Annotated in this window: 9 protein-coding genes and 2 riboswitches; of the genes, 6 read left to right on the top strand and 3 right to left on the bottom strand. The window is 30.7% G+C overall.

What is annotated here, in order from left to right:
• Positions 1–2 precede the first annotated feature (2 nt).
• The gene (locus ABNK64_RS07445; RefSeq protein ID WP_349763991.1) at positions 3–1,340 is read left to right on the top strand and encodes an MATE family efflux transporter; all 1,338 of its coding nucleotides are present in this window, start codon (positions 3–5) and stop codon (positions 1,338–1,340) included.
• Positions 1,341–1,427: 87 nt separating this feature from the next.
• On the opposite strand, the gene ABNK64_RS07440 is transcribed toward ABNK64_RS07445, so the two are convergent.
• The 3 genes from ABNK64_RS07440 to ABNK64_RS07430 all read right to left on the bottom strand — a co-directional run bounded on the left by ABNK64_RS07440 (position 1,428) and on the right by ABNK64_RS07430 (position 7,042).
• Positions 1,428–2,276 (bottom strand): WYL domain-containing protein, encoded by an 849-nt coding sequence (locus tag ABNK64_RS07440; RefSeq protein WP_349763990.1) that lies wholly within the window; start codon positions 2,274–2,276, stop codon positions 1,428–1,430.
• Positions 2,277–2,345: 69 nt separating this feature from the next.
• Positions 2,346–5,069 carry a magnesium-translocating P-type ATPase gene (gene mgtA / locus ABNK64_RS07435; RefSeq protein WP_349763989.1) on the bottom strand — a complete coding sequence of 908 codons (2,724 nt, stop codon included), beginning with the start codon at positions 5,067–5,069 and terminating at the stop codon, positions 2,346–2,348.
• A 227-nt stretch (positions 5,070–5,296) separates the two neighbouring features.
• Positions 5,297–5,458, bottom strand: a riboswitch (M-box (ykoK) riboswitch).
• 45 nt (positions 5,459–5,503) lie between these two features.
• Positions 5,504–7,042: an FGGY-family carbohydrate kinase gene (locus ABNK64_RS07430; RefSeq protein ID WP_349763988.1), complete on the bottom strand. Its 1,539-nt coding sequence runs from the start codon at positions 7,040–7,042 to the stop codon at positions 5,504–5,506.
• Between the two features lie 100 nt (positions 7,043–7,142).
• A riboswitch (FMN riboswitch) is annotated at positions 7,143–7,268 on the bottom strand.
• Between the two features lie 215 nt (positions 7,269–7,483).
• On the opposite strand from ABNK64_RS07430, the gene ABNK64_RS07425 reads away from it, so the two are divergent.
• From ABNK64_RS07425 to ABNK64_RS07405, 5 genes are all read left to right on the top strand, one after another.
• Complete coding sequence (locus ABNK64_RS07425) at positions 7,484–8,161, top strand: FadR/GntR family transcriptional regulator (protein WP_349763987.1); 678 nt, start codon at positions 7,484–7,486, stop codon at positions 8,159–8,161.
• Between the two features lie 420 nt (positions 8,162–8,581).
• Positions 8,582–10,123, top strand: coding sequence for an L-lactate permease (locus tag ABNK64_RS07420; protein ID WP_349763986.1), 1,542 nt, complete (start codon positions 8,582–8,584; stop codon positions 10,121–10,123).
• 46 nt (positions 10,124–10,169) lie between these two features.
• Positions 10,170–11,597 carry a D-lactate dehydrogenase gene (locus ABNK64_RS07415; RefSeq protein WP_349763985.1) on the top strand — a complete coding sequence of 476 codons (1,428 nt, stop codon included), beginning with the start codon at positions 10,170–10,172 and terminating at the stop codon, positions 11,595–11,597.
• A 50-nt stretch (positions 11,598–11,647) separates the two neighbouring features.
• Positions 11,648–12,784 (top strand): acyl-CoA dehydrogenase family protein, encoded by a 1,137-nt coding sequence (locus tag ABNK64_RS07410; protein ID WP_300389477.1) that lies wholly within the window; start codon positions 11,648–11,650, stop codon positions 12,782–12,784.
• Positions 12,785–12,803: 19 nt separating this feature from the next.
• Positions 12,804–13,577, top strand: a complete 774-nt coding sequence (locus ABNK64_RS07405; RefSeq protein ID WP_349763984.1) for an electron transfer flavoprotein subunit beta/FixA family protein — start codon at positions 12,804–12,806, stop codon at positions 13,575–13,577.
• Positions 13,578–13,587: the final 10 nt, after the last annotated feature.

Raw genomic sequence — 13,587 nt, 5'->3', positions numbered from 1 at the left:
CTATGTTTAAAATAGTTGGAGAGATTTTAAAATTAGCTCTTCCTGCTGTGGGAGAGATGATATTATATATGATGATCTGGGTATTTGATACTATTATGATAGGGCAGCATAGTGGACAACTTGGAGTTTCTGCTGTAGGATTGAGTTCTGAAATAATCTATACATTTTTTAATATATTTGTAGCTATGGGAATCTCAATATCTGTTACCTCTATAGTGTCGCGTTCTTTAGGAGCTAAAAATATAGTAAAAGCAGAGAGAATATCTAATATTGCTGTGAAAATTGGGATTGTGTTAGGAGTGATTTTTAGCTTTATTTTCTTTATATTTGCTGAAAATATACTAAAAGTTGCAGGAGCTGGAGAAGAGGTAATTTTTTTAGGAACTAAGTATTTAAAGATCTGTGCTTTTGGAGTGATCTTTAATATACTAACCAACGTTTTTAATGGTGTGTACAGAGGATGTAAAAATACAAAAACGCCATTGTATGGTGCAGCTATAATGAATATGGTAAATGTGTCTCTAGATTATATCTTGATATTTGGTAAATTTGGAGCTCCAGAATTAGGTGTTAAAGGGGCAGCAATAGCAACTGTTTTGGGAATAATTTCAGCTTTTATATTCTCACTATCTCAATTGAAAAAACTGCCATTTAAGCTAAATTTAAAACTCAAAACTCAAAAAGAAGATTTAAAAGAGCTTGTTTTTCTTGGAATACCTTCAGCTTGTCAAGAGGCAGCTTTCAGTATAAATAGATTAATTAATGTGGCTATTATTATGACTTTAGGTAGTTTATCCTTTGCTGCTAATCAGATAACAATAACAATAGAAAGTATTAGTTTTATGCCCGGATGGGGATTTGCAGTAGCTTTGACTACATTAGCTGGACACTCAGTAGGAGAAAAGGATTATTTAAAAACTAGAAATTATATAAATTATACTATTCTTCTTTCAGTGATAGTAATGGGTATTACAGCTGTCATATTTTATACATTTCCAACTGAATTAATCTCTCTTTTTATAAAAGAGAGTGAACAAGAGGTAATAGATTTAGGTGTTAGCTGTCTTACGATAGCAGCTATAGAGCAGATTCCTATGTCAATAGCTATGGCATTAGAAGGGGCTATGAAAGGAATGGGAGATACTAAGACACCATTTAAAGTTGTATTTATAACAAACTGGCTAATTAGATTACCGTTAGTTTATTACTTCTTATATTTGAATAGATTTCCAGTGACAACATTTTGGAAAATTACAGCTTTTCAATGGACAATAGAAGCGATTCTGATATTTGTTGTTTTTGAATTAAAATGGAAGAAGAAATATTCTAAAAAAATTTAAAAATAGTTTTATAAAAAGCAGATAAAAAGGAAAAAATTACCAGATTAATAATACTGGAAGTAATTTTTTCCTTTTTTATAATTTAAATTATTTTGTTTTTGTATTTTCATAAATTCTGAGTGCAGATCTGTATTTTTCAATAAACCATTCTCTTAAAGATAGGGGTTCTAAAATCTCTATCTCATTAAAAAAATAGGCAAAGTATCTTTTAGCTTGTTGTTCAGAGCACTTGAATTCATAGATATCACCATTACAAGAGATTGTTTCAGGACGATTTAAAGCTATAGTTGAGAGTATTTTTTTACCTTCTTCACTTAATATAGCTTTTATTTTTTTACCCTGAGATAAAAATGGATCAAAGTTTTTAATAACATTGTTTATAAATTCTTTATTTTGCCACTCTCTTTTCTCTTGTGTAATAAAGATGGATTTAAAATTACTAAGTTTATAGTTTTTATATCTATCTTCTAAAAGATCATAACAAAAAATATAGTTTCCAAGTTCTAGTTTAGAAGTTCCAATATAGAATGGAAGGATTGAAGTTTTTCTATCATCATCAAAATTGATTTTTATGACTCTTCTATTTTTTATTGAATATTTTAATCTATCCACAATATCTCTATAGAGGAATAGTTCTCTAGAACTTTTAGATTGATAAGTATATCTATAGATCATTTTTCTTATAAATTCTGCTTCAATTTGAATATTATTTTCAAATAATATATCGTAGTAGATATTTTTATTTTTTTTATTGAGATTAAATTGAATAATCTCTTTTTTTTCCTCATCTTGATGAAAAGTTTCTATTTTTTCCTCTTTTAGTATATCAAAAATATAGTTTATAAGATAATTTTTTGTGATTTTAAAACTTTGTACATCAGATTCTATTATATCAAAAGCACTTTTATTGATAGTGACACGAATTTTTTTTTCCATAATCAAATCCTTTCAAAAAAATAGAGGAGTAAACCTCCTCTATATTGTAACATATTTTAGCATACACATCTAGAGTAATTCTCCATATTTTGTAGTGTATTTTCTCTTTACAAAAGTAATAACTAACATATATAGTATAGCTGTTAATATTAATCCAATCCAGAATATAAATGGTAGTGGAGTTAAACCAAGATAGTTACCAAGTTTTGTGTAGGGGATAATTGAAACACAAAGGATTCCAATTACAGTTAAAATCATCACAGGAAGTGAAGCAATACTCTGAACAAATGATATTTTAGGTGTTCTGATCATATGAATAACTAATGTCTGTGTCCACATAGATTCGATAAACCAACCAGTTTGAAATACAGCTTCATAGCTTTCTCTTAAAATCTCGTTGTTTAAAGGGATAGAGTTATAAAGTGTACCATTTGAAACAACAAGAGGACAGATAATAAAATACATTAAAATATATGTTGTAATGTCAAAGATAGAGCTAACAGGACCAATCCAAATCATAAATTTACCTATTGATGAAGATTCCCACTTTCTTGGAATTTTTAAAAATTCAGTATCCACATTATCCCAAGGGATAGCTGTACAAGAAAGATCATAAATTAAGTTAAGTAAAATAAGGTGTATGCTCATCATAGGTAAAAATGGAAGAAAGGCACTAGCAATAAGAACAGAAAACATATTTCCAAAATTAGATGATGCAGTCATTTTAATATATTTTATCATATTGGCATATGTTTTACGTCCTTCAATAATTCCTTTTTCTAATACCATTAGATCCTTTTCTAAAAGAATGATATCGGCAGATTCTTTGGCTATATCAACAGCAGTATCTACAGAGATACCAATATCAGCTGTTTTCATAGCAGAGGCGTCGTTGATACCATCACCTAAAAATCCTACAGTATGGTTATTTTTCTTTAAAATCTCTACAATTCTAGTTTTTTGTAATGGAGAAAGTTTTGCAAAAATATCAGTAGTTTCAACAAGTTGTGCAAGTTCAATATCATTTAATCTATCAATATCACTACCCAAAAGAATTGTACTATTATTAAGTCCTACTTTTTTACAAATACTTTTGGTAACTTTATCATTATCACCAGTTAAGACTTTTGTTCTTACACCATACTCTTTAAGAGTGGCAATGGCTTTAGCAGTAGTTGGTTTAGGTGGATCAAGAAAAGCCAAGTATCCCATAAGGATCATATCTTTTTCATCGCTAACACCAAAAGTTTCTATAGAAGAGGGATTTTCCTTATAGGCAAGAGCGATTACACGAAGTCCATCTTCATTAAAAGAATCTATTCTTTCTAAGATCTCTTTTTTTATTTCATCTGTAAGTAAGACTATCTCATTATTATATTCAATATATTTGCAGATTGATAACATCTCTTCAACAGCACCTTTAGTTATCATCAATCTTTTATCTAATTGATCTTTTACCACAACAGTCATACGACGTCTTGAAAAATCAAAGGGAATCTCATCAATTTTTGTATATATCTTATTCAAATTTTTTAAAGAGTCATCCTTTTCTCCTTCTTCCTCTGTTTTCTCAATGATGGAAAGATCCAAAAGATTTTTTAATCCAGTTTGGAACCAGCTATTTAAAAAAGCATAGTGTAATATACGATTATCCTCTTTACCATGTATATCCATATGGTACTCTAAAACAACCTTATCCAAAGTGATGGTACCAGTTTTATCTGTACACAATATATCCATAGATCCAAAATTTTGAATAGAATTTAAATTTTTTACAATTGTTTTTTTCTTAGCCATAGATACAGCCCCTTTGGCTAAACAAGTAGTGACAATCATAGGAAGCATCTCTGGAGTCAGACCAACAGCAATTGAAATAGCAAAAAGAAGTGCTTGTATCCAATTTCCCTTTGTAAATCCATTGATAAAAAAAACAATTGGAACCATTACTAACATAAAACGAATAAGTAACCAAGAAACAGAGTTTATACCCTTTTCAAAAGCAGATTCTACAGCAACACTAGTAGTAATTGATTTTGAAATAGAACCAAATAGAGTAGAATCACCAGTAGCTATAACAACTCCAATTCCAGAACCGCTAACAACATTACTTCCCATAAAAACTATATTATTTAATTCTGTAATAGCTAAGTTATCATTTTTAGTTGAGATAATAGTTTTTTCAACAGGTTCACTTTCTCCAGTTAATGAAGCTTGGCTGATAAAAAAATCCTTACATTCAATTATACGAATATCAGCAGGAATAATATCTCCAGCAGCTAAATAGACTATATCACCAACAACTACCTCTTCAAGAGGTAACTCTTCTCTAGTTTGTTCAAATCTTTTAACAGAGGTTGTAGTAGTAATCATTGAAGCTAAGCTTTCAGCAGCATTATTACTCTTTTCCTCTTGAATAAAACGTAATATTCCAGATATGGTAACCATAGTAGTAATTATAATCACAGTGATAGGAGAGAATTCGTCCATATCATTATAGTACCAAGGAATAAACATATCAGTAAAGAAAGATACTATGGCTAAACAGAAAAGTACAGCAGTAAATGGATTGATAAACGCCTCAACTATCTTTGAAGTAAGAGATTTTTTCTTACCATGAGTAATTATATTTTTTCCAAATAGTTCCTGCATACTTTCTATATTCTCTTTTTTTAGTCCTTCAAAAGATGTATTGAGAAGTTTTAAATTCTCCTCTACTCTCATTTGAGAAAACTCTCTTATTTTTTTACTCTCTTCATTTTTTAAATTGAAATTTGTTTTAATATTTTTTTTCATAACTACCTCCATTTAGATTAAAATAAAAATACAAGGTAGTATATATTTAAAATAGTGCGAACTTAAAAACAGACATAGTAAATGTCTGAATCATATATGAAGTTTAAATATATACTACTGCCATTTTCTACGTCCATTTTGCACCTCCTAAAAAATCAAGAAAATAAAAAATCCATACCAATAAAACGATGGTATGGATTAAATCCAAATAAATACAAAATTTAAATAAAATCTTGCCACCGTTTGAGCTTCAACTCTGCAGGGCGGTGAAGTTACATTAGATAACACCTTGTTTTCGATGTTGCCTGTTCAAACCAACGCATAGTGTCTCCACTATTTTGCGGCAGTAACCCATATCCCTGTAGTAGCCTTACCTACCGGAACTATTAAATTTTCTTCAGTATAATACAAAAATATAAAAAAGTCAAGAAAAATTATTTTATCATATTCAATGTTTTAAAAACATTTGACATATCTTCATTTAAAAGTTTTTTTCTAAGGTTGAATACCTCTCTATAATATTGAGAATTTTTTTCATTTGGTAAGAATTCTTGATCTATCTCTAAAAATTTAGAGATCTCTTGCTTTAAGTCAGAGATATCTCCAAGAGCATAGGCAACTGTAAGAATATTCATCATTATAGCCCCACCAGCTTTTTTTAATGTTTTTGTTTTTGTATTTAACATATCAGCTTTTATTTGATTCCATAATCTACTTTTACTTCCACCCTCAGTAATAGTGATCTCACTTATATTTGCCCCACCTTTTTTATAGATATCAGTTATTCCAATATAGTCATAGCCAATAGCCTCTAAAACAGAACGCCATAAGATAGCTTGATCACTATCTAGTCCAAGATTTAAAAAAGCTCCACTAGCTTGAGAAAGCTCTCCAACTCCCTTAGTTAAATATGGAAGAAATAAAACTCCTTTAGAGCCAACAGGAATTTTTTCTGCTCTTTTAGATAGAGTATCAAAATATGAATTGTTATCTATCTCATTACAAATATTATCTTTAAACCATCTGAGAGCAAGTCCACCAGTTCTTATAAATCCCCAATAAAAATATGTATTTTCAAGACTACCACTATTAAAAATTAAACCAGTTTCGGGACGGCTCAACTCTTCATTTATTCCATTAGTAGACACACAAAACATTGCACAAGTTCCAGCTACATCAGCAGCCATATTTGATTCTAAAAGACCACAACCAAGCATAGATTGCATAGTATCTCCAGCTCCAGCACAGACAGGAATACCTGTAGGAAGTCCGGTTATTTGAGCTGATTTTTCAGAAAGATATCCAATGATATCCCAAGGTTTAACAATTTTAGGTAGATATTTATTGTTGATCTCTAAGATTTTTAGTTGAGCATCAGACCAAGTTTTTTTATAGATATCATATCCTAATCCCCAACCTGACATAGTTCCCCAGTCAATAAAAGCATTTTCAATAGAAAGTCCAGCCAAATTCATAAGTATGTATGGTGCATTATGCATAAATTTAGCTCCATCTTGTGAGAAGTGTGTATTTTTTATAAGCCACCTAGCTATCATAGCTGGAAACATACAATTTGGTTGTGAATTTCCTGTTTCCTTTGCCCAAATATCTAAATTCTTATGAGATAGTTCTTCTACATCAGACTGACAACGAGAGTCAAGATAGTTGATGTATGGAGTAATAGGTTTTCCATTTTTTCCAATTCCTGCAATTCCACAGATGATTCCATCACCAAAAATTCCACGTATATTTTTACAATCTAATCCTTTATTTTTAAAATCTTTAACACACTCTTTTATACCCTTCAAAGTAAGTTCAAAATACTCTTCAATATCCATTTCTACCCATCCAGCTTGAGGAGAATGAATTGTTGTAGGATAGGAGCATTCAGATATACACTCCATATTTAAAGAGTAGATAGCAACTTTTACACTTTGAGTTCCAGCATCAAATCCAATATAATACTTATTCATAAAAAAACCTCCATAAAATATAAATATATTTTATATGGAATGTGTGAAAGGAATATAAAAACCCAGATAAAATCTGGGCATAATTAAAAAGAATAGAATATCCTCTCTTCTTCCATCCAGACTATACTGTCGGTTTTGGAATTTCACCAAATCAGAATTAAAAATTCTCGTGGACTATCACCACCGGTCGGGAATTGATTTTACTCACCCTGCCCTGAAGATAAAATATATTATTTATAAAAATATTAGCATTTTTTTAAATATAAGTCAACGAAAAAAGAATAATAAAAACTAAAATATGACAATATCAAAATATTCTTTTAAATTTGAAAAAAATATTGTAAAATTATATCAAATAGTAAAATTTATTTATAATAGTATTTTTACTTGAAAGTATTAAAACTTAATTTGTTATTAAATTTATAAAATAAAGGGGTATAAATGCAAAAAAAATCTTATTTAAAAGTTAGTGATTATATAGGTGAAAAGATTTCAAATGGAGAGTTGAAATTAGGGGATAGACTTCCCCCAGAGAGAGAACTTGCAAAAAGTCTGGACATAAGTAGAAATTCAATAAGAGAAGGATTGCGAATTTTAGAAAATATAGGTGTTGTAAAAAGTCAACATGGTGCTGGAAATTTCATATCAGCAGAATTTGAAGAAACTATAGCAGATGTGATGTCTTATATGTTTATACTAAAAGGTATGGATGATAAAAAAATAACAGAGTTTAGATATGCTATTGAATGGGAAGCTGTAAATCTTATTACAGGAAAGCTTTCCACAAAGAGTAAGGAGGAACTTATCTATTATTTGAATAAATTAGAGGAGTCAGAGTGTGAAAAAGAGGCAGTTATATATGATAAAAAAATTCACTATCTTTTAGTTGAATTAACGAATAATGATTATATGAAAACTAGTTATCAAGCTTTAACTAAGATTATGAATCTTTATATTCCACGTCTTCGTGAAAAAATTATTTTAGGAATGAAGGGAGATAAAGCCTTAAGTGGAGCACATAGGATGATAGTTGAAGGGGTAATAGAAGGGAATTTGAAAAAGAGTATAGAAGGATTAAATCACCATTTTGAATATATAATGAAATACCAAGATAATTAATGGATGTAGTAAAAAAATTAAATTTTTATTATGGATTATTTATAGATATAAATAAACTTAAAGATGTATACTTTCAGTTCTTTAATCTGTTTAAATGCACCGTTTTATGGAAATAAGTCCTCATAAAAAACATAGCAAATTAAAAATAACTAGACATATAGTAGAATAAGGTATATAATAAAATTGTTAGGAAGTTAAAAGTCAATTTGAAATGGTTGACTTTTAATTTTAATCCATAAATTGGTACTACCAATTTATGGATTAAAAGAAGTATCAGTAGTTGTTTAAAGATATAGTTAGTGACTTTTTATTTTTTCAGTTATATTTAGTAAAGGTAAATTATTTTACCTTTAAATTTTTGATATAAATTTTGGTAGGACCAATTTAATGTGATTGAAATATATAAAGGGGGGTAACAATATGTTTATGTTCTTATTGGCTATATTGCCTATTATTTTTCTAGTTGTAGCATTGATGGTACTTAAATTACCAGGTCATAAAGCTTGTCCTCTCGCTCTGTTAATTACAATTTTAGAAGCTCTTTTTATTTGGAAACAGGGTGGTATGGATGTTGTAACAGGAACTATTGAAGGTTTTGTTATGGCTATATGGCCTATCTGTCTTGTAATTATTGCTGCTGTGTTTACCTATAATTTAGTTGTATATACTAAAAATATAGAGGTAATAAAGAATATGTTAGCATCAGTATCTACAGACAAACGTATTTTAGTTTTGATTATAGCTTGGGGGTTCGGAGCTTTTATGGAAGGTATGGCAGGTTTTGGTACTGCAGTTGCTATTCCAGCAGGTATATTGATGGGACTTGGTTTTGATCCACTATTTGCAGCTATGGTATGTTTGGTTGCTAATACAACACCAGTCGCTTTTGGATCTATTGGTGTTCCAGAAATTACAGCTGCTAGTATAGCAGGATTGAATTCAGGAGAAATAGCTCTACATACTATTATTCAGACATCTATAATGTCAGTTCTTGTTCCATTTATGGTAGTTTATATGACAGGACTTAGTAAAGGTAAGAAGGGATTAGAGGCATTTAAAGGAATATGGTTGATAACTTTGATGTCAGGTTTATCTTTTACAGTAGCACAATATATAACAGCTAAGTTTATTAGTTCAGAATTACCTTCTATTTTAGGATCTGTAGTTTGTATGGCTGTGATTATAATATTAACTAAGATGTTTAAAATTAATAATCCTGATTTTAATATAAAAACTGAAAAGGTTATTTCAAGTGTAAATTTGAAACAAGCATTTATAGCTTGGAGTCCATTTATATTTGTACTTTTATTTTTAGTATTCACCTCTTCACTTGTACCAATAATACATAAGCCACTAGCAGCAGTAAAAAGTAGTATAATTATTTATAGTGGAAAAGGTGCAGCACCATATACATTTGCTTGGCTCTCTACTCCTGGTGTGCAGATTATAGTAGCTGCCTTTATAGGTGGTTTAGTTCAGAAATGTCCAGTAAAAGATATAATAGCAATTTTGTTTAAAACTATTAAGCAGATGTCAAAAACTGTAATTACAATTATGTCTGTTATAGCAACTGCAAAAGTTATGGGATATTGTGGAATGATTCAAGTAATAGCTGATTTTATTGTCAATATAACAGGAAGTTTTTATCCGTTTGTAGCTCCATTTTTAGGATCAGTTGGAACATTTGTAACAGGAAGTGCAACTTCAAGTACTGTATTATTTACAAAACTTCAATGCACTGCAGCAGTGGTTCTCAATATGAGTCCTACTTGGTTGGTAGCATCAAATGTTGTAGGAAGTACAGCTGGTAAGATAATATCTCCTCAAAGTATAGCAGTAGCAACTGCAGCAGCAGGAATTGTAGGAAAAGAGAGTGAAATTCTTACTGGTGTTATAAAATATTATATAATTTTTATATTGATTTATGGACTTGTAACATATTTTGGTGTAGGTATATTTTAAGTGAGTAATTTGAAACTATTTATATAAATTCAAGGAGGGATTTAATATGGAAAAAGTAGTTTATAACAAAGTTACACCTGAATTAATTGAGCAGTTTAAAAATATTGTTCCAGGAAAGGTTCATACAAGTGGAGATATCAATGATGATTATTCACATGATGAAATGCCAATTTATGGTAAGGGAATGCCAGATGTTGTGATAGAAGCTACTACAACTGAAGATATTGCTGCTATTGTAAAGTTGTGTTATGAAAATTCTATTCCTGTAATACCAAGAGGAGCTGGAACAGGACTTACAGGTGCTGCCGTAGCTATCCATGGTGGGGTTATGATAGATATGAGTAAGATGAATAAAATTTTAAGTTATGATATGGAAAATTTTGTAGTTCATGTTCAAGCTGGAGTTCTTTTAAATGATTTAGCTGAAGATGCTTTAAAACAAGGACTTTTATATCCACCTGATCCAGGAGAAAAATTTGCTACACTTGGAGGGAATGTATCTACCAATGCTGGTGGAATGAGAGCAGTAAAATATGGATGTACAAGGGACTATGTTAGAGCAATGACAGTGGTATTACCAACAGGTGAAATTGTAAAATTGGGAGCTACTGTGTCAAAGACTTCAACAGGATATAGCCTTCTTAATTTAATGATTGGTTCAGAAGGAACATTAGGTATAATAACTGATTTAACACTAAAATTAATTCCAGCACCAAAAGAAACAATAAGCTTGATTATACCATATGAAAATCTTGAGGATTGTATAGCAACTGTACCTAAATTTTTTATGGCACACTTACAACCACAAGCTTTAGAGTTTATGGAGAAAGAGATAGTATTATCTTCTGAAAGATATTTAGGAAAAAGTGTTTTTCCACAACAACTTGAAGGAATAGATATAGGAGCATATTTATTAGTAACATTTGATGGAAATAGTATGGAGGAATTAGAAGAGATAACAGAGGCAGCATCAGAAGTTGTGTTAGAAGCAGGAGCTATTGATGTTCTTGTAGCAGATACACCAGCTAAGAAAAAAGATGCTTGGGCAGCAAGAAGTTCATTCTTGGAAGCAATTGAAGCAGAAACAAAACTTCTAGATGAATGTGACGTTGTTGTTCCAGTTAATCAAATAGCTAGATATTTAACATTTGTAAAATCACTAGAAGATAAGTATGATTTCAAAATTAAAAGTTTTGGACATGCTGGTGATGGTAACTTGCATATTTATGAGTGTGCAAATGATATGGATGAAGAAGAATTTAAAAAGCAAGTTCATGAATTTATGTCAACTATATATAAAGAAGCAGCAGCATGTGGAGGACTTATTTCTGGAGAACATGGTATAGGACATGGTAAAGTAAACTATTTAGCAGATTTTGCTGGAGAGACAAGTATGCGTTTAATGAGAGATATAAAACAGGTATTTGACCCAAAAATGATTTTAAATCCTGGAAAAGTTTGTTATAAATTGTAGTTTTAAATAGAAAGTTAGAAAATTCATTGGATTTTTTAGGAGGGATTACTATGGCATATTTAATATCAGAGGAAGCTCAAGATTTATTACAAGACGTTAAAAATTTTTGTGAAAAAGAAGTTGTAGAGCAATGTAAAGAGTATGATAAAACTGGTGAGTGGCCAAAAGAGATATATGAAAAAGCGATAGAGCAAGGTTATCAAGCTTTGGAAGTTCCTGAAGAATATGGTGGACCAGGACTTAGTAGAGTAGATGTAGCAGCACTTATAGAACAGATGGCTATTGCTGATGCAGGATTTGCAACTACAATATCTGCTAGTGGGCTTGGAATGAAGCCAGTTTTGATAGCTGGTTCAGATGAATTAAAAAAACGTGCTTGTGATCTAATACTTGAAGGAGGATTTGGAGCATTTTGTTTAACAGAGCCAGGGGCAGGTTCAGATGCTGGAGCAGGAAAAACTACTGCAGTTAAAGATGGAGATTACTATGTATTAAATGGTAGAAAATGCTTTATAACAAATGGAGCAGTGGCGTCTTTCTATTGTGTTACAGCTATGACTGATAAATCAGCAGGAGTAAAAGGTATATCAATGTTCTTTGTTGAAGCTGGAACTCCTGGAGTAAGTACAGGTAAAGAAGAGGATAAAATGGGTATACGTACTTCTAATACTTGTGATGTTGTATTTGAAGATTGTCGTATTCCAGCAAAAAATTTAATTGGAGCAGAAGGTAAAGGATTTTCAATAGCAATGAAAACTCTTGACCAAGCTCGTACTTGGATGGGTTGTGTAGCTACTGGTATTGCTCAGAGAGGAATAAATGAAGCTATAAAATATGGTAAAGAAAGAGTACAATTTGGAAAACCAATTATAAAAAATCAAGCAATTCAATTTAAAATAGCTGATATGCAGATAAAAACAGAGACTGCTCGTCAAATGGTTGCTCATGCTTTAACTAAAATGGATATGGGATTACCTCATAGTATGGAATCAGCAATAGCTAAGTGTTATGCATCTGATATAGCTATGCAGGTAGCTTCAGAAGCAATTCAAATATTTGGAGGTTATGGATATAGTCGTGAATATCCAGTTGAAAAGCTTTTAAGAGACGCAAAAATATTCCAAATCTTTGAAGGAACTAACGAAGTACAAAGAATAGTAGTAGCAAACAACACTATTGGAAGATAGTTAAGGAGGACATTAAATTATGGAAATATTAGTTTGTATTAAACAAGTTCCTGATGATTCAGTAGAGATAAATCTTAATTCATCAACAGGTAAACCAAATTTAGAAGGAGTTACTCAAATAGTTAATGCCTTTGATACCTATGCTCTTGAAATGGCAACTCGTCTAAAGGAAAAAGTAGGTGGAGAGATCACTGTAGTTTCTATAGGGGATGAAAGTGTAAAAAACTCTCTTAAAAACTGTCTTGCTGTAGGTGGAGATAGAGCTTTTCTTGTAAAAGATGATTCTGAATCTCTTGATCCAAAATCTGTATCTAAATTTTTAATAAAGGCAAAAGAGGATATAGAAGCAAATCTTGGTAAAAAATTTGATATTATTTTCTGTGGAAAAGAAGCTACAGACTATGCATTGGGACAAGTTGGGCTATTGGTAGCAGATGAACTTTCTCTTCCTGTGGTTACAAATGTAGTAGATATTGAGACAGAGGGAGAAAGTGCTAAAATAAGACAGGAAACTGAGGATGGATACAATATACTAGAGGCTTCACTTCCTTGTGTTGTAACAGTTCAAAAACCTAATTATGAGCCAAGATATCCAACTATAAAAACTAAGATGGCTGCTAGAAAAAAAACTATTGATGAACTTCAACCAGCTGAAAAACCAGAAAATACTGTGGAAGTTGTCAGAGTATTTGAACCTGTTAAACGTTCAGCAGGGGTTAAAATAAAAACTGAAACTGCTGAAGAGGCAGTTGAACAGGCAATAAAATTAATGACAGAGGCTAAAGTATTTTAGGAGGTTATAG

It is taken from the genome of Fusobacterium sp. SYSU M8D902, assembly GCF_040199715.1.
Classification (GTDB): Bacteria; Fusobacteriota; Fusobacteriia; order Fusobacteriales; family Fusobacteriaceae; genus Fusobacterium_A.
This window is presented reverse-complemented; position numbering and strand designations above follow the sequence as displayed.